Here is an 18,000-nt window from a genome sequence, read left to right on the forward strand (position 1 = left end):
TCTTACCTCCTATAAAATTTCTTGAACCTGTAGTAGACCTCCATCATGTTCAATCTTAGCAATAATGTCTGCATAAACTTCAAAAGTATTAGAAACATTTATATCTGCAACTGTTGGAATTTTTACACTAATGTCTTTGACAGCTCGCTGTGCTCCAATGACTATCAACAATTCTCTAGCTCTACTGAAAGCCACATTAATTCTTTCATATTTCCTTAAAAAATCTCTGCCGCTTTTTGATGAAATGTTTTTTGGATTACGCACCATATTAACTATTACATAATCTGCTTCTTTGCCTTGAAAGTCATCAACAGTACTTACTACAAAATCAAAATTTTTAAACTTTGCTTTTTTAAGTTCTCTATTTAATTTGCTGACATGTAATCCATAAAAACTAATTACTGCTAGGGATGGTTTAGTTTTTAATTCTTTTGTGGCTAGGGTTTCATCAATTCTTTTCATAACTTCAACAGTTAAATCAATTTCTAAATCATTATATAAACTTGTTGATGTTTCTAAAGATTTTTCATAGTGAACTTCTCCACCAACATCATTTGTTGAATCAATTCAATACACTGAACTTTTTGAATTAATTATCTCATTGTTATATTTATTAAATACATTTAAGTCATGACGTTTTTGCTCACTAACCTCTTGGTCAACCCTCAATTCTTGATCATAAAACTTGTTAACAACATCCATAATTTGTTGGTGACTACGATATTGAGTTTTTAACATAGTAGTTAAACTACTATTATTGGCAGCAATCAAATTTTTAAAAATTGATTTATCAAGTAACTCAAACATTTGATTGTAACTATAATCTTTACCTGTGACTTCATTAACTTGATCTACATCTGCTTGTTGTAATTTTAAAATTGGCGGTAATTGACGATAATCACCAACCAAAATTAATGACTTTCCATAAATCAAGGGCATTAAAATTTCAATTAAAGTTGCTTTTGAAGCCTCATCAATAATTACAGTATCTACATCCATTGTTTTTAAACTAATTTCTTCTAGACCCATTTTTTTTGCAAAGTTATCATTGTTATACTTGAATAAATTTGATGAAGTTAATGTCATTCCATAAATGTTGACAAGTTTGTTTATGATACCACTAGTGTATTTTTTTGATTCTTGAATCATTTGGTTAGTAAATTTGTTGGTTGGGATTTCTTGTTCCCAGTTATTTGTAATTCCATAACTTGTTTGTGCATAATCTGAAATTGACTCAAATAAATTTTTAAATTCTTTTTTCCTTCTGATACTATTTTGTAATTTATCATTATATTTTTTTAATTGATTTTTAATATCATTCTCAAGGTCAACATCAGTTATTTGCATTTGTAAGTCAAATTTATGATTAACAAATCTAATTAATTCTCGGAGTTCTTGGCCAGTGGCACCAGTTTGTTCTGAAATTTTTGCTCTACTTACTTGTAAATCATTTTTTCTAACTTCAAGAGCAGCCATATTTTCTTTGGTTGATTTTCTTTCAGCAACTTTTTGTAATTGATATGTCAAATCTGTTTTTAAAATTTTTAAAGCACCTTTGAATTTATTTAAAATCTCTAAGTAATCTTGTAATTGAGTTTCTTTTAGTAAGAGATTTTCTAAACCATTTAATCTTTGTTCTTCTTGAGTTGCCAATTCAAATTCAGCATTTCTCTTAAATTTTTGAATATTTTTTTTAGCTTCAACAATCCCAGCAAAAATATGATTTTCAAATAAAACTTTGTTGCTCAGTTTTTTTATTTCTGAAAATAGATCTTGCTTATTAATTTTATAATCAAAATTATTTAAAGTAAATTCATCCATTAAAAATTGTACTTCTGTTTCATATGTCTTTAAAATATTTTCAGAAATATGCACAGCGCTTTTAAATTCAAGGTCATTGAACTCTGTTATTAAATTTTCAACATTAAATATTTCATCATCAAGTTCATTTTTTTGTCTAATTTGTGCAATCTCTTGTTCTTTGATTGAACTAATTTCATTATCAATATCTGAAATTTGTTTGTTTAATGTTCGCAATTGAGTACTACTTTGGTGATAACCTCTATTTGCATTTAAAAGTGCTTCAAGTTTATTTTCAATTTCATTAAACTCAATAATTGTTGTTTCTTCAACCTGGGTGTCATCATAAATACTTTTTGCAATTGACTTATAATAATTGTAAACAACTCTTTCTGGTGAAAAATTATTCTTCTCACTACTTTTTAAATTAAGTTGATTAACTAATCTGACTCGATTAATATTTGGTTCAAAAGGTAAACGAGTAATAACATTATTAATTGCTTGGTGGTTTTGACTTGATACTAAAATCTTGCGATCCATTTTTGATAACTGATAAATAATTTCACAAATCACTTGAGTTTTACCAGTACCTGGCGGTCCTTGTAACATGAAAATATCTTTTGAATTCAATGCCTTAATTACTGCATCTTTTTGTTCACGATTTAAACTAAAGTAAAATTCCTCATCAGCAATTTCAATTTCATTTGATTGATCTGATAGTTGAATTAATTTTGTATTAAATAAATAATTTACTAGGTATGGGTTTTTAATATTTCCCTCACTAATTCTTTTTAAAACTTGACGACATCTGTCAATTAAAACGTCTTCACCAATACCGACATAAGCTAAGTAACCACAATTTAATTTATTGATATTATTTGGTGCATTAAAAAGACTTGGTTCTAGTTCCCCATTGACCTCATACAATAACCCATAAACTTTTCACTCTTGCAGTTCCTTACTAAACTCAGTTTCACAATACCTTAATTCTTTGGTACTACCAAAAATAATCTCTCCTTTTTCTTTTCAATATTCTTGTAAAGTTTTACTTTGAGCTGTGGCTGCAATGTAAGTATTGATACCAACAATTTCAGTAGTTTCCCTAGTACGCTCAAAGTTAAACTCAAAAATTTCATGAATGTTTTTTTGTAAATTATAAATTGGTGGAAATGCTTTATTCATTGCAAAAGGTACCAGAGCAAGCTCTTGCATTTTCTTTAATCTATTTAACTTTTCAACTTGATCACACAAGATTTCAATCATGATGGCTGAAACAACCTCATATTTTATCCTTGAATTTTTAATTATTCCTTCAAATTTTAATTCAAAATATGCTGAAGAACTTTTCTCAGAAAAACTCATTTGTTTATCTGCAATAGTTTCTGTTAAATCTCTTTTATCTATTTTAATAAATTCAAGAGCTTTTGAATTTAAATATGGCAATGAGTTTTTTCTTTGTAAGTTTAAAAAATCCATTGAAAAATCTAAATAATTTAATCAGCGAGTTTTTTCTGCTTCAAAGTTTGATTGTAGTTTATTAATTTCCCCAATTGTTTCAGAGTTAATAATTCCTCTACGCAATAACTCCTCTGGTGCAATTTGACCTTTATAATTAATAATTTGAATTGGACAATCTTCAATAATAGTTTCAAAATCTTGTGCTACTGGTTTTAGACGAGTTTGAAAAATTGAAACCACTGTTAGATATGGTTCTTCTGGATTAATATTTACAAAGAAACCAATGAAGGTATTTTTTGGCAATTTTCTTTGGGTATCTGTATTAAATTCAATTCTAATGATGGCGTCAAATACTTGTTTTTCTGTATTTTTACTTGAAAAGGTACGAGCTTTGTCATCAATTAAACAAATAAACGCACTCTTGCAAAGAGCATTGCGCAAGATATTTTGGAACTCTTGAAAAGAATTCACTCCTTCAATACCTAATTTTTCAACAATTAGATAAAGTTGTGCTAAATTATCTTTAAATAAGACATTTTGCAAATATGAAAAATCTATAAAAAGTGTTTTACTGCCATTATTTACAATAATATTTCCCATAATTTAGCCCCCAATTCCCAATTTCTCTTATTATATCACAACTGCTAAAAACCCAATAAAATCACCAACTATTAAAGGTTAATGTTATTTTTGTATTTTTATCAAAAAAACTTGGGTTTTAAAACCAAGTTATATCTTGTAATTAATTTTTAGGGAATTTCACACCAATTACAACTAAATGCAAAATAGCATTGTGGTTTGTTATTGTCAAGAATTTTTTAGTCAATAACCTAGTGTCTTTTGTCATTAAAACAATTATTGCAGTTAAAAACTAAATAGGAATTATGGTGATTTTCAGACTAAAAAATATATAATAATTTCATACAGTTAAAAGCTGTAGGTTTACCTAGTAACTCACTTTAAAAGTGAGTTACTAAATTACCAAATTAATATTTATTTTTTATAAAAAATAGTTAAAATGAATATAACAAGTGAGTATCAGAAAGGAATTAAACAAAAATGTTAAAAAATTTAAATTTACAAGAAGTCATTGAGTTAAAAAATCTAGTTGAGAATGCAACTGGTCAAATTGTTAGTAAAACAATTTTAGAATCAAAATTAACAAATATCTCTTTATTTGCTATTGCTAAAAATGAAGGTTTAAGTGAACACACCTCAGTTGGAGATGCTTTGGTGACTGTTTTAGAAGGAACTGCAAAAATTACTATTGCAGATCAAGAATATCACCTTCATAAAGAACAAAGTATTGTAAACCAGCTCAAATGGTTCATGCTGTCCATGCCACTGAAGATCTTAAAATGTTATTAATTGTGAGTTTTGACCAATAAAATGGCAAAAATTATTGGACATACCTTTTTAGCAAAACTTGGTAAAAAAAGGTTACGTCCAGGTGGAATAAAAGCAACTAATTGATTATTAAAACAAGCAGATTTTATTAATAAAGAAATTCTTGAAGTAGCTTGCAATATTGGGACAACCTCTTTTATGTTAGCAAAAAAATATAAGTGCCACATTACTGCAATTGATAGAGATAAAAATGCCATTTTAAAAGCACAAGAAAAACTAAGAAAAACCAATTTAGCATCTAAATTAACTTTTTCTCTAGGTAATGCTTTGATGCTAGATTTTAAGGATAATCAATTTGATATAATTCTTAATGAAGCAATGTTAACAATGTTAAATGATGAAAGTAAACACTTGGCTTTGCAACAGTACCAAAGAGTTTTAAAAAATAATGGTATCTTATTAACCCATGATATTTGCTTTTTAACTGATGATCTAGAATTACAAAAACTAATTTCAGCAGAATTGTCAAAAGCAATTAACCTACAAGTTGTTCCAAGAACTATTGCTGAATGAAAACAAATCTTTAAAAAAGCAGGATTTCATAACCTAGCAATCAAAAGTGGTAGAGCCACATTATTGAATCCAATAGGAATGATTAAAGATGAAGGATTGCTAAATACTTTAAAAATTATTATTCGGGCACACAAAAAAGAAAACAAGCAGCAGTTTAAAGCAATGTATCGAGTTTTTAAAAATTATAAAGCAGCAATTGGTTTTATTGCTGTTGTTAGTCAAATTAACAAACCTGACTAAATTGACTTTCACATTTCCAAGTAAATTGTCAGATAACTAACCCTAGCAAAAAAATGCTAGGATTTTTATTCTTAGTTTCTATAATAATGTAAAATCCATTTAAAACTCAAAGAATTTATTAACAAAGCAAATTAAAAAGCATTCAAAAATGCTTTTTAATCTATTCAATTTCAAGTTAATATTTTCAAATTAGAAAATAACTGCTTTTATCAGGACAATATTTATGCTAGTGATCAAAAGTTATCAATAATTACCTTTTCTAAACTTGATAATGCAGTTTCCTTTTCATCAATTAACAACAATGTTGAATCCATAACTTGAAGTTTATTTAAATAATGACTGTTGATTCTTAAATAATCTAAAAAGATTTTGAATTTTTCATATTCATTTGAACTATTTCTAAGTGCATCTAATTTTTTTATTAATTTTTTTTGATGAAACTGTAATACTCTGTTGTATGGACTATCATGATTTTCAATAAGTACTTTAAATGACTTGTATTTTAGTGCTATGTCCCCAGAATTTTTTGAATTTTTAAAAAATTCTACAACTTCTGCTTTACTAAAAAATTTAATGTTTTTTAATCTTTTATTAAAGAATACAGCTGAGCAAATAATTACTATAATTGTTATTAAATAGATTCAAGACAATATTGTTATATACAAGACAAAGTCAGTAGAAGTTGGCATTGGCATAAAACAAAGACCAATATACAACATGGTTACTAGAGTACCTATCACATAAAAATTTGTGAACAGGTATTTTTTTTCATCAGCTAAAATTATAGGAAAATCCACAGTTAATTCATTTTTAAATGCAATTTTAACATATTTAATTTTTAAATTAAGCATAAGGTTTACGATTAAAATTTCAATCAATGATAACAATAGTACTGGTATGAATGTAAAAGCTATACTATACATAAAATATACCTCCTACAAAACTATTTATAATAGTCCAGTCCTGAAATCATTGATGCTTGAAATGATGCATTGGTAGCTCTTGGAGTTTTTAATTGTAAAACCTCTGTTTTTGAAATATTTATGCTTAATAATACACTTAAAATTGATAAATTTAGTTCTGTTGAAGTAATCACTGTAGTGCCGGGTAGACTTAAATTTTTCTTCATTGCAAAACTCACTTTCTAATATTTTAAATTATTAATATTTGCATATGATGTCATCACTGAACCATCATATATATTAATATTAATTTTTTTTAAAAAAAATCAATATTTAGCATAAAAAAATTCTTTTTGTATAATTTGTGACTAAATTTCTATCACAGCATCTACTTAAAGAATCATTTTAGTAATTAGTTGATGGTTAATACTTGGTTATGCATTTATTTAATAACAAAGTTAACAATTTTGTCAGGTACTACAATTTCTTTTAATAAAGTCTTCCCTTCAACTTGTTCAGCAACATTTTTAAGTTTTTTAGCTTCATTTAAAATTGCCACTTTATCAAGACCCTTAACAGCTTCAAATGTTGCTCGAAGTTTACCATTAATTTGTACAGCAATAGTTACCTTATCTAACACAAGTTTAGCTTCATCATGGATTGGCCAAGCTTGTAAACAAACACTTGGTTGTTCTCCAATTTTTTCCCACAACTCCTCTGCTAAGTGTGGAGCATAAACTGAAAGCATTTTTAAAAAGTTTTTGATGTAAACATCATAAACTGGTTCAGTCTCTTTGTAAACTGCATTGACAAATACCATTAATTGGGAAACTGCAGTGTTGAATTTACAATCTTCAATCATTTGGGTTACTTTTTTGACAGCATCATTATAAACAAAGTCTAAATTGTGATTGTTTTTTGTAGTTAACTTCACTACTTCAAACATTCTAAACACTCGATCAAGTCATTTTCTTGCTCCATCTAAACCTTTATAACTTCAAGGTAATGATGCTTCTAATGGTCCCATAAAGACTTCATACAGTCTTAAAGTGTCTGCACCATGTGAGTCAATAATTTCATCTGGATTAATAACATTACCTTTTGATTTTGACATTTTCTCACCATTATCTGCTAAAATCATTCCTTGATTTATTAGCTTTTGAAATGGTTCAGGAGTTGGAACTACTTTTAAATCAAATAAAACCTGATGTCAAAAACGAGCATACAATAAATGCAAAACAGCATGTTCTTGACCACCAATATATAGGTCAACTGGTAATCATTTTTTAAATAATTCCATAGCCTCAGTTGAAGTAATATCAATTAGTTCATTAGGGCTTGTGGTTAAAATATAGGCTAGATAATACCAACATGATCCAGCCCACTGAGGCATTGTATTAGTCTCTCTAACAGCTTTTTGACCCTTATACTCAACATTAACTCACTCTTTTATGTTTGCCAAGGGTGACTCCCCTGTACCACTTGGTTTGATGTAATCAGTTTTTGGTAAAGTTAGTGGTAAATCCTTTTCATCCACCAAAGCTATTTCACCATTTTCTAGGAACAAAATTGGGAATGGTTCACCATAAAACCTTTGACGAGAAAATAACCAGTCACGAAGTTTATAGTTAACTTTAACTTCTGCTTGTTTTTCTGCCACTAGTTTTTTTGAAACTGTTTGAATTGCTTCAACTCTTTGTAAACCATTCAAGAAATCAGAATTTATGTGTTGACCCTCGCCAACAAAGGCTTTACTTTCATCTTTTGTAGCAATTACAAACCTAATTGGTAAGTTGTACTTGTTTGCAAATTTTCAGTCTCTATCATCATGTGCTGGCACTGCCATGACTGCTCCTGTGGCATAATCATTTAAAACATAATCTGCAGTTCAAACCTGAACTAGTTCCCCATTTATTGGGTTTGCAGCCATTGCCCCTGTAAAAACCCCAGTTTTTTCTTTTGAATTATCTTGTCTTTCAACATCTGTTTTTGTTTTTGTGTTGTCAATGTATTCTTGAACAACTTTAAGTTTATCTGGAGTTGTAATTTTTAATAAATTTTCATTTTCTGGTGCTAAAACCACATATGAAACTCCAAAAATAGTGTCAGCTCTTGTAGTAAAAACTGGAACAATAGTTTCACTATCTTTAATTTTAAAGTTAATTGTCAAACCCTCAGATCTTCCAATTCAATTTTTTTGTAGTTCTTTAACTGAACTTGGTCAATCTAAACCATCAAGTCCAGCCAACAAACGATCTGCATAATTTGTTATCTTTAAAACTCATTGGCGCATTGGTTTTTTTACAACCTCAAAATTACCAATATCAGAAACCATTTTCCCATTCACTTGGATAACTTCTTCATTGGCTAAAACTGTTCCTAGTTCCTCACATCAATTAACATTGGCATTTCTAATTTCTGCTAAGCCTTGTTTATACAATTGTTCAAAAATTCATTGGGTAATTTTATAATAATTTGGATCACTTGTGTTAACTTCTTTATTATAGTCATAACTAAATCCTAAGGTTTTTAGTTGCTTTCTAAATGTTTCAATATTTTTTGCAGTAAATTCTCTTGGGTCATTTCCAGTTTTTAAAGCAAACTGTTCTGCTGGTAAACCAAAAGCATCTCACCCAATTGGGTGTAAAACATCATAACCTTGCATTCTACGCATTCTTGCAAAAACATCAGTAGCTGTATAACCTTTAGGGTGTCCTACATGCAAACCTGCAGCACTTGGATAGGGAAACATATCCAAAACATAGGCTTTCTTATCATGGTTTTGGGTAGTTTTAAAAGTCTGTTTTGCCTCCCAATATTTTTGTCATTTTTTTTCTATTTTCTTATGTGAAAATTCCATATTTTACACCTCTCATACTTAGATATTTTACAATAAATTTACTTTTTAATCTCAGAAATAAGACACTTTAATAAAAATAAGCAAAAAAACTAGTTTCTTAACTAGTTTTCTTTGAAAAAGCAAATTGCAACATTACTTATCTGCTAAAATAGTTTGACTAACATAATCCAAATCTAGATGATTTTCTTTTAAGATTTCATTTAGATCTGCTCTACCAATAGTGATTTGACTAAAAGCAAAGTCCTTAATAATACTTGTTTTAAAACATTCACGAATGTTTGCAGCCAAGTTATTTTTGTACATAACTAACTCATAAGTATATAACTGTTTATTTTCAGCGATTAATTTTTGCAGTAGTTTTTCATCAATAGGATTCAAGGTTGTAGCTTTAACTAATCCTAAAGGTAAGTTATTGGCAATAATAAATTTTTTTCAATCGTAATAACTTCGTCCATAAGTTATTAAAACTTTTACAGCATCCAGATTAACTTCATAGTCTCACTGATTAATATTTGGTTGTTTTGAATCAATCAAAATATCATCTTCACATCTAATTAATTTAATTCCCTGATGTTTTGAAAGATCTGCAATGGCTGCATATAATTCTCCAGTTGATGAGGGTTGATAGCTTCTTACATTTTTAAAAATGTTATACATATTTAAATCATAAATTCCATGATGGCTATCCCCAATACTTTGGTGACCTGCACCTGTAATAATAATATTGATATTTGAATTATTTCGCACCACATCATGAACAAACTGATCATAAGTTCTTTGGGCAAAACTTGAATAAACCATAAAGTAAACTGTTTTATTTTGATTGGCTGCAGCTGCAGCTTCAATTAAAGCAATTTCTTCACTAATTCCTGTATCAAAAACCTGATTGGGAAATTTTTTTTGTAGTTCAACTAAGTTGTAAGTATACATCATTCCTGCACTAAACAAAACTGCATTTTTATCCTGTAAAAGTTTATCCATTTCTTCAACAATTACTTTTACTGGTGAAATAATTCCTGGTGTGGTTTTTGAAAGTGAATAATAATGTAGTGCTTGATCTGGATTTGGTGCTTTTAAACCATAGGCTTTAATTGTGTTTACTTTAACAAAAACACTTTTTTTTGCTTTGGCAAAGAATTCCCAAGCAGCTTGTAGTTGATCAAAATCATGACCATCAACAACTTCAAAATATTCAAAATTCATTCCTTTAGCAATTTTTTCTCAATCTAAATAGTTAAATTTGTTAATACCTATTCCTTGTTTGTTATCATTTAAAATGAACAAACCTTTATGTGTATCATCTCCAGCAAAATTAAGCATTCCTCCAAGTCCAACACTAGTAGCTAGTGAGCCATCCCCAATTATTTCAATTACTAACTTATCTGAGATTTTTTTATAACCACTAGCTCAAGCTGCAGAAATAGATGTATGCCCCCCTGAATAGGGATCACCCTCTTTAATTTCTTGAAAAACACTATAACCAATGCGCTTATGCATATTTTGTAGAACATCTTGGCGGTCTGTTAATAACTTAAATGCATATGCTTGATAACCTGTATCAAATAGATAATGAGCATCTGTTTGAAAATGCTTTAATAAGGAGATTGTTAAATCTACTATTGCTAAATTACTTCCTAAGTGTCCCCCATTTGCTAACACCTCTTGGTGTATGGCTTCACGTACATCAGTAGATAATTCTTTTAGCTCTGTTTTTGAAAGATTTACTAAACTTTGTACATTTTTATAATCTTTTAATTTCATATATTTTGCTTCTTTCTATTATGTAAAACCATTTTAATTATATTGCATTAAAGTTACTTTAATGCAAGTAAAAATAGTAAGTTTTTAAAACTTTTTACATTAATAAATAGTGTTACTATACTAAAAATACAATCACATGATTGTATTTTAAAATTCAAATTCTAAAACCTACTGTTGAGTTAAACTGGTGTCTCTTGTTGAGCTTTAAATTTTAATCAATTAGCAGTTTGTTTAACCTTTACAATTAAATAAACTCCACCAAAAATTGGTATCAGAAAAATTAACACAGTAAAAAGTACATTAAATTTAACTTCTGTCATTAAAGTTAACTCTTTAAATTTTTGCAAAAAAACTACCAATCCCACAGTGAATGGAATATAAAAGATTAAAAATAAAATAACATAGCCAACAATATTTACAACTACTAAACTTGATTGAATAACTATTGCCAAAATTGTTAAACCTAAAAGAATCAATCATAATTGATTAAGAATTACAAAATCTAAAGCTTTGGTATGATAATGTGATAAAAAATATCAAGGTTTTTGTTTTGCATTATTTTTATCAAGGTTTTTTACAATTTTGCGATTCAACATATATGAAGGTATAAAAATAATTGATGAATTTATAAGTACTGATGCTTCAATTCATTTCATGATGTCTTCATAATACATCTTCTCATATCTTTTACGACTAATATTTATTGTTAAAATAGTAGTTACAACAATTGAATAAATAAATATCACACTAATTAATGGTAAAACCCTAAGTATTAAATTCATTATTTCTTCAATTGGTACTTGACGATCAATCATTAGTTGGACAATCATTGGTGGACCATATGCAATAATAATATAAGCAATTACAATTATGATAATATTATAAGTAATTGCAATTTTTTCGATTTTTGTTTTTGGTATTTTTTTCATTGTTTTCACTCCTTACACAAACTTACCTGACTCTTTCTTTAAATAATTTAATTTTATCAATACTCAATATGTTTTGGTTCAAAAATCTTTTGTTGATTTAGTTTGTTTGCTCCTACTGAAATTTACTAAATTTGTAGATTTATTTGTATTCATAAATGAATCATTTGGTATTAGCTTTGTTACATCTAACAAAATAAAACCTTGATTAACAGCTTCTATTATTGAGTTGGAAAATTCATTTGTTGCAAAAATATCAACCAGCTCATTGGATACATTGTTTTTGCTTACATTTCACTAAAGGCATCATCAAGTTTTTTTGAAATATCTGAAATATCACTTGTCTCTATAACTGTTGGTTGATAACTATCTACTTCAGTTTTTAGATTCGATGTAAATAACATTACAGAAAATGTCACTAGTGAAGTAGACGATAAAAATTTAACATTTTTTTAAATAACATGTCTTTCCTCTTTTCTTATTTCATACTATTCATTTCTTACTACACATTAATTATACAAAACTTTTTCTATGGATTCAATAAAACTTATGAATAAATTAATATTAGTTTGAAACTTTTTGAGTATTTGGTCAAAAATTGATAGGAAGTGGATTAAATATTATAAAAACTTAATCTATATAAATAAAAGTAGAAATCTAATGATTTCTACTAATAAAAACAGATTCTAAAACTTAAAATTAACTATTTTACTAAAGTTTCTAATGGCTATAAAAGTTTTAGACTATAAACTTGATTATTAAAGATTAATTTTCACCAAGATTCAAATAATACTAATTTAGCCATTTTTGTCTTTTTTAGTTTGAGTTACTAATTTAGTTTTACTAGCGGTTGTTATCTTTCTTTGCATTTTATCAACACAATAAATTTTTTTTAACTTACTTATTTTTAAAACATTAGATTCAAAGTTCTTAATTTTTGCTAATTTAACATAATTTGCATTAAAGTAAACCGCAAATCAAGCATCTTTGCCATTTTTGCAAGTAATCAAAAATCCTTGATTAAATTTATGATTAACTTGGTAATTGATTTTGTAATTAATTTTTAAGACAAGTTTTTCAACCGAATAAACTGTTAGTTTTCAAACCACAATTGCATATAAACTAGAAAATAATACATCACTTGCTCAATGGAAGCGTGAGTAAACCATAGTAAACATCATATTAATTCAAAAAACCATTAAAACAAAAAATATTGTTAAAAAAGTTGCTTTTCTCATAGTCTTTTCATTGTTTCCTCAAAGTAATGAAAACATTGAAACTAAGATTGCCGTTTCAATTGTGTGTCCAGATGGAAAATCCATATTTCAATACTGATCTTGATTAGGGTCATGATATGGTGTTGCTGCAAACCAATACTTTAAATTTGCACCAAGGTTATTGGGAATATACCAAGGGGTATATTTAGGAATGTTATCTAATTTTGGTCATTGTCATGCACTAGGATTTGTTGATTCATGTCAACCCATTTCAAGCATTTGTGCATGCATTCGGTCATACTCAACAGAAAAGTAAAATGGCCTACCAAAAAAATGTTTGGCAAATCAAATCATTACATAACAATAGAAAAAAAACATAAATACCTTTAAGGCTTGAAATCAATGGTTTGAAGTTAACAGTAATTTTTTATTTCTGAAAGACTTTCTAAACCAATAAATAGTTAAACTAACTAGAGCAATTTCAATTAAAAGTGCTAGACAATGAAAACTAAACCTTCAGCACATTGACATCATACTTTTTGCATCATAACCCTTTCCCCAACCCATATCTAAGTTTCAAATTGTAGTTAATCATCAAACGTATAAAATACCTCGAATAATTATATAAAGTGCATAAACTCCACCAAGATAATATTGAGCATTGTGCTTCATGTATTTGTTAAATTTATTATTTCCAAATACACCATGCTTTAGACGAATGTAATAACTTTCCACTCAAATTGCCAAGCAAATAAATAAGATTCAAATTGCAAAGTGAGTTCCTAGTACCTCCATCAATGCTTGTCAAGCTCTAAAAAACTCAATATACATCAATGGATCCAATCAATCACTGATTAATAAATCGATATCATTAAATGAAGTTAAAATAAAACCTATTGCACAAATCACAAACATTATTGTCATTCAAATATTGACAAATTTTTTAATACTTTCTTTTTTAAAGTAGATATTTTGCTTTTTACTTTGTTTTAAAGTCATTTTTAAAAATCCGTTTTAACTGCTTGCTCATTGTTTGTTGATTTGTAAATTTAATAAATATAATTTTTGAAATCATAATATTTTTCCCTTCTAAGTTAATTAATTATTGATGAACTTTTGGAGGGTTTGACATTATTCTGGTGATTTGCAAAGTTTTGATTTCTCTTATTTTTGCAATTCCTTTGATATCTGCATTCATTTTATAGTAATTTTTAAATGGCTTACTAGTACAAATTATTGTCATAATAACATTAGGTTTTTTTAAAATTCTTTTCAAAAAGTATCTTGAAAACATTTGTCTAAGTCTTTTTTTAGTAATGACAAAATTAAATTTAAAACTAGTAGAATAGTGTTTGACTTGTAGATGATGGGGTAGTCAAATTAAAACTAACATCATCTGACATAATTTTGAAATAAATTTACTCATTTTTTTCCTCAGTACTATTAATTATCATTATTCGCACTTATTATACTCTCAAAATACGTAAGTGCTTTAAAATTATTAAAAATTATGACCTAAGTCATAATTTAATTTTTAATTTTGCAATTTATAATTAAATTTCTTATAACTAACCATTATTGTTCATGTGATTATGACAACTTGCAATAAATATACCATTACTAAAACTCAAATCAGATTACTTTTAGGTTTGAGAGCATCATTAGTAAAAAATGAATTTTGCAAATCAAAATTTAAAAATTCATTTTGGTAATCACCATTTTGAAAGGCATCAATCTCTTTTTGGATACTACTCAAATCAAAACTTTCTAACACTGGTGAATTATATAAAAACTGAGTACTAATTGCCTCACTAACAAAATTATTTTCTAAAAGTGGTTGTGCTCTTAGTTTTGATCAACCAAAAGGATTTAAAAAACCAAGTAATAATCCAATATTGTTATGATGTTGATAATCTTTATAGTTGATTGGATACAAACCATATGGGTAGATTGGCAGACTTGGTTCCTTGTAAACTTCAATCTCAGCATTGGTTAGGGGATTTTGCATTGCATAAACTCAAATATTTGTTAATAAATTACTATAAATTCTAAACTGACTATAGTTTTCATAAAAATCATCTGCAACTTGTTGACTTGAACATTCTGGTCTAAAAAAATAATCTAAGTAATAAAAACTCTCTTTTAAACTGTCTAAATATAAAAAGAGTGAACCAAATTTATTGTAAAAGGCTTGGTCTTTTACAATCAAAGTTTTTAATCAGTTGGCTGATGGTAAAACCAATTCTTTGGTTTCTTCTGCATTAAATCAGTGGTTATAATCTGGTGTTTTTTCACTGGCAGTCAGCACTAGTTCTTTAAAAGCATCCAATACATCAAATAATGGTCTGTGGAGTTCTTGTAGGATGTATTCTTGTGCAGCATTTTGCTTAAAAACATCACCACACATAAATACTTCATAAATTTGAGGTGCTGTTTTATATGAATCATAAAAACTTGCCTTATCAGCAATAGTATAAGGTTTAACTTTGGTTGCAAAATCAGTTGGTGTAAATAATTGTGTGTCAGCTAAACTTGTTGCAAACTTATGGTAAAAGTCATAACCAAAATTTAGTTTTAAATTTGTGGTTGCAATAATTTTGTTATTTTCATTTCTATTTTTAATATTGATACTTGGTTCAATAAATACCATTAAATTAAAAATTATTGTAAGAATTGTTCCAAACAAGGCTGTCATTTTAGTTCCAAAAAATACTACTAAAAATAAGATAGGGCAAGTCAAAGTTGGTCAAGTTATTAACCAAATTAACAAATGTTTTGTAACTCAATTAAAATAAACTAGTTGCATTCACCCTGCTGAGGCAAGTCAAATTAAACTAAGTAAAGAACTTACTAGTAAGAAGATTCATCCAATAATTCAAATTAGCAATAGTCTCACCCAAAATATTGCTTTCACACTAAACCCATATCTTAACTCAAGTTGCATTAAATTTTCAGCGTTGGTTTTGCTAAATAATTTTGAACATATTCAAAAACTTCAAGCAAATAACAAAATTGAATTGACAACATAATAAAGTATGTAGATTTGTGATTCTGTAACTCGAGGGATTTTACTTAAACTATTTGAAATAGCTCAATAAAAGTAAAAATTAGCTGCCAAACAAATTAACTGAATTACTCAAAACCTTCAATCACGACTAAGTTTTTTAAAGTTTAGTAGCATTAACTTTAAAAAGTTAAAACATTGGCTTTTAGAAACTAATAAGCTTTTCTGAATTTTCATCAACATCCCCCTAGCATTATAAGACCATAAGCAATTATTTGTACATAAACTATTATTAAAGCAGTATTTCTTCAGTTCACCTCTTTTAATTTAGCATCTTTAAGATATGATTCTTGATAAATTTTATCTGGATAATTATCTTTGTCATAAATCTTTTCAAATCCTGTATAATCTCAGGCTTTTGAAGTAAATGTATATGGGTCTGCAAATACTGGCAAGTAAATATTTGTTCAACTACTTGTTGAATTAAGTAATGATCAAAAAGTAGAAACATTAAAAACTGTTGCTAATTTCATTGAATTAAGTTTTTTAGTTAATTCAACTTCATCAATGAAAGTTATCTCGTCAAAACTTGTTGCCTCAATATTATTTAAAATAATTCCATTTTCCATACAATTTTTTCAATTAGACATGAAAGTTTGGGCCAGAACCATAAATTCAGGTACTTGCTTGTAAAAGTCATCAATTTTAGTTTGTAAAAATGTTGGGTTTACTTCAAATAAATTCATAAGTCTTGTACTAATACCTCCATCCTCTAAGACATAAGTATTATTGGCATTAACTCAGTTTGCATCAAAGATAAAGTTTAATTTAATATTTTGAGTTAAGACTTCAAACAGCTTTTGGTATTTACTTCAAAAACTAGTTTTGGTTTGCAAGTGATTTAAAATTGGTTGTAAATCCATGATTTCAACTTTTTTTAATTGTGTTGATGAAAATGGTGTATTTTCAAAAGTAAATTTACTCTGATAATCTGTTAAATTTAAATGCAATTCTTCAAAAAAAGCAAACAACTCTGGATTTAAGGTTTCTAAAATTGGTTTTTCTAATGTAGTTTCTTCATAGATCATAGTTAAGTTTAACACTTGACCAGCTTTGTAAAAATGCAAAAACTGTTCTTTTGATTTTAACAAAAAGGAATTATAAGCTTCATTTATTGATTGAAACTGATAACTTGACTCTTCTCCAAGTAAATATTTTTGACTTGTTTTAATAAAGTTTTCAGCATTAAAAATTTCATCAAGACCACTTGCATTAGCTGCTTGGTAAAATTCATTACCTTTTTCTATTTGATGTAAACTATAACTTATGTTTCCATCTTTGAATTCACTTCTAACAGCTGTAACATTAACAATAATTAGTAATGCCACACAAAATAATGCTGTGGTTCAAGTTGCAAGAGTAAATTTAAAGAAACTATAGATCAATAATCCAAAACTAATTAACACTAAACTAGTTAAGATTATGACAAGGTATGGTAAAGTTGTTTTGGTAAAAACTAACTGGGTTAGTTCGCCTGAATTTATTAAGGTCAAACCCCCAATGCTGGCTAAAACTAGATTTGTAACAACAATGACACTGACAATATTTAAAAATCTTGGTCAAAACATAACATTTAATGAGTAACCCAAGCGACGTTCAATTGCCATTAAGTGTCTAGTGTAACTTGAAAAAAATAGATTTTTAGACATAAAAATGCCAACAAACAACAAGTAAAAGTTATTTGCAAAAATAATATAAATGAATCAAGCTCTAGTCATTTGGCTTCAAAAGTTGTGGACATTTGCTACTGTTAATGTATTTGTAGTTTGTCAAATTAAATTTAATCCCAAAAATACTAATAAAATTATTCATAATTTACTTTTTAAAACTGTAGCTTTAAAGTTTAAACTAA

13 protein-coding genes are annotated in these 18,000 nt (G+C 27.6%); 2 read left to right on the forward strand and 11 right to left on the reverse strand.

Features of this window, described 5'->3' with window-relative positions; all coding sequences use genetic code 4:
* Window positions 1–9: 9 nt before the first annotated feature.
* On the reverse strand, window positions 10–3,858 hold the full coding sequence (locus tag SCLAR_RS06090; RefSeq protein ID WP_100255043.1) for a DEAD/DEAH box helicase: 3,849 nt from the start codon (window positions 3,856–3,858) through the stop codon (window positions 10–12).
* Between the two features lie 459 nt (window positions 3,859–4,317).
* Between SCLAR_RS06090 and SCLAR_RS06095 the strand changes: the two genes are divergently transcribed.
* Both SCLAR_RS06095 and SCLAR_RS06100 read left to right on the forward strand, forming a co-directional pair.
* Window positions 4,318–4,626 carry a cupin domain-containing protein gene (locus tag SCLAR_RS06095; protein ID WP_211277548.1) on the forward strand — a complete coding sequence of 103 codons (309 nt, stop codon included), beginning with the start codon at window positions 4,318–4,320 and terminating at the stop codon, window positions 4,624–4,626.
* Between the two features lie 21 nt (window positions 4,627–4,647).
* Window positions 4,648–5,418, forward strand: a complete 771-nt coding sequence (locus tag SCLAR_RS06100; protein WP_100255044.1) for a class I SAM-dependent methyltransferase — start codon at window positions 4,648–4,650, stop codon at window positions 5,416–5,418.
* Window positions 5,419–5,639: 221 nt separating this feature from the next.
* Here the strand turns inward: SCLAR_RS06100 and SCLAR_RS06105 are convergent, their stop codons facing one another.
* The 10 genes from SCLAR_RS06105 to SCLAR_RS06145 all read right to left on the reverse strand — a co-directional run bounded on the left by SCLAR_RS06105 (window position 5,640) and on the right by SCLAR_RS06145 (window position 17,938).
* Window positions 5,640–6,341 (reverse strand): hypothetical protein, encoded by a 702-nt coding sequence (locus SCLAR_RS06105; protein WP_100255045.1) that lies wholly within the window; start codon window positions 6,339–6,341, stop codon window positions 5,640–5,642.
* A gap of 20 nt (window positions 6,342–6,361) precedes the next feature.
* Window positions 6,362–6,547 (reverse strand): hypothetical protein, encoded by a 186-nt coding sequence (locus SCLAR_RS06110; protein ID WP_100255046.1) that lies wholly within the window; start codon window positions 6,545–6,547, stop codon window positions 6,362–6,364.
* A 215-nt stretch (window positions 6,548–6,762) separates the two neighbouring features.
* Window positions 6,763–9,180: a leucine--tRNA ligase gene (gene leuS / locus SCLAR_RS06115; RefSeq protein ID WP_100255047.1), complete on the reverse strand. Its 2,418-nt coding sequence runs from the start codon at window positions 9,178–9,180 to the stop codon at window positions 6,763–6,765.
* A 132-nt stretch (window positions 9,181–9,312) separates the two neighbouring features.
* Window positions 9,313–10,941, reverse strand: a complete 1,629-nt coding sequence (locus SCLAR_RS06120; RefSeq protein WP_100255048.1) for a 1-deoxy-D-xylulose-5-phosphate synthase N-terminal domain-containing protein — start codon at window positions 10,939–10,941, stop codon at window positions 9,313–9,315.
* A 179-nt stretch (window positions 10,942–11,120) separates the two neighbouring features.
* Window positions 11,121–11,870 carry a hypothetical protein gene (locus SCLAR_RS06125; protein WP_100255049.1) on the reverse strand — a complete coding sequence of 250 codons (750 nt, stop codon included), beginning with the start codon at window positions 11,868–11,870 and terminating at the stop codon, window positions 11,121–11,123.
* A gap of 284 nt (window positions 11,871–12,154) precedes the next feature.
* Window positions 12,155–12,286 carry a hypothetical protein gene (locus SCLAR_RS07325; protein WP_257789160.1) on the reverse strand — a complete coding sequence of 44 codons (132 nt, stop codon included), beginning with the start codon at window positions 12,284–12,286 and terminating at the stop codon, window positions 12,155–12,157.
* Window positions 12,287–12,664: 378 nt separating this feature from the next.
* Window positions 12,665–14,083: a phosphatase PAP2 family protein gene (locus tag SCLAR_RS06130; RefSeq protein WP_100255050.1), complete on the reverse strand. Its 1,419-nt coding sequence runs from the start codon at window positions 14,081–14,083 to the stop codon at window positions 12,665–12,667.
* 103 nt (window positions 14,084–14,186) lie between these two features.
* Window positions 14,187–14,510: a hypothetical protein gene (locus tag SCLAR_RS06135; RefSeq protein ID WP_100255051.1), complete on the reverse strand. Its 324-nt coding sequence runs from the start codon at window positions 14,508–14,510 to the stop codon at window positions 14,187–14,189.
* A gap of 108 nt (window positions 14,511–14,618) precedes the next feature.
* Window positions 14,619–16,325 (reverse strand): hypothetical protein, encoded by a 1,707-nt coding sequence (locus SCLAR_RS06140; RefSeq protein ID WP_100255052.1) that lies wholly within the window; start codon window positions 16,323–16,325, stop codon window positions 14,619–14,621.
* The gene (locus SCLAR_RS06145) at window positions 16,301–17,938 is read right to left on the reverse strand and encodes a hypothetical protein (protein WP_169921862.1); all 1,638 of its coding nucleotides are present in this window, start codon (window positions 17,936–17,938) and stop codon (window positions 16,301–16,303) included. Before SCLAR_RS06145 ends, SCLAR_RS06140 begins: the two co-directional genes overlap by 25 nt.
* Window positions 17,939–18,000 lie beyond the last annotated feature (62 nt).

The organism is Spiroplasma clarkii, assembly GCF_002795265.1.
GTDB lineage: Bacteria > Bacillota_I > Bacilli_A > Mycoplasmatales > Mycoplasmataceae > Spiroplasma_A > Spiroplasma_A clarkii.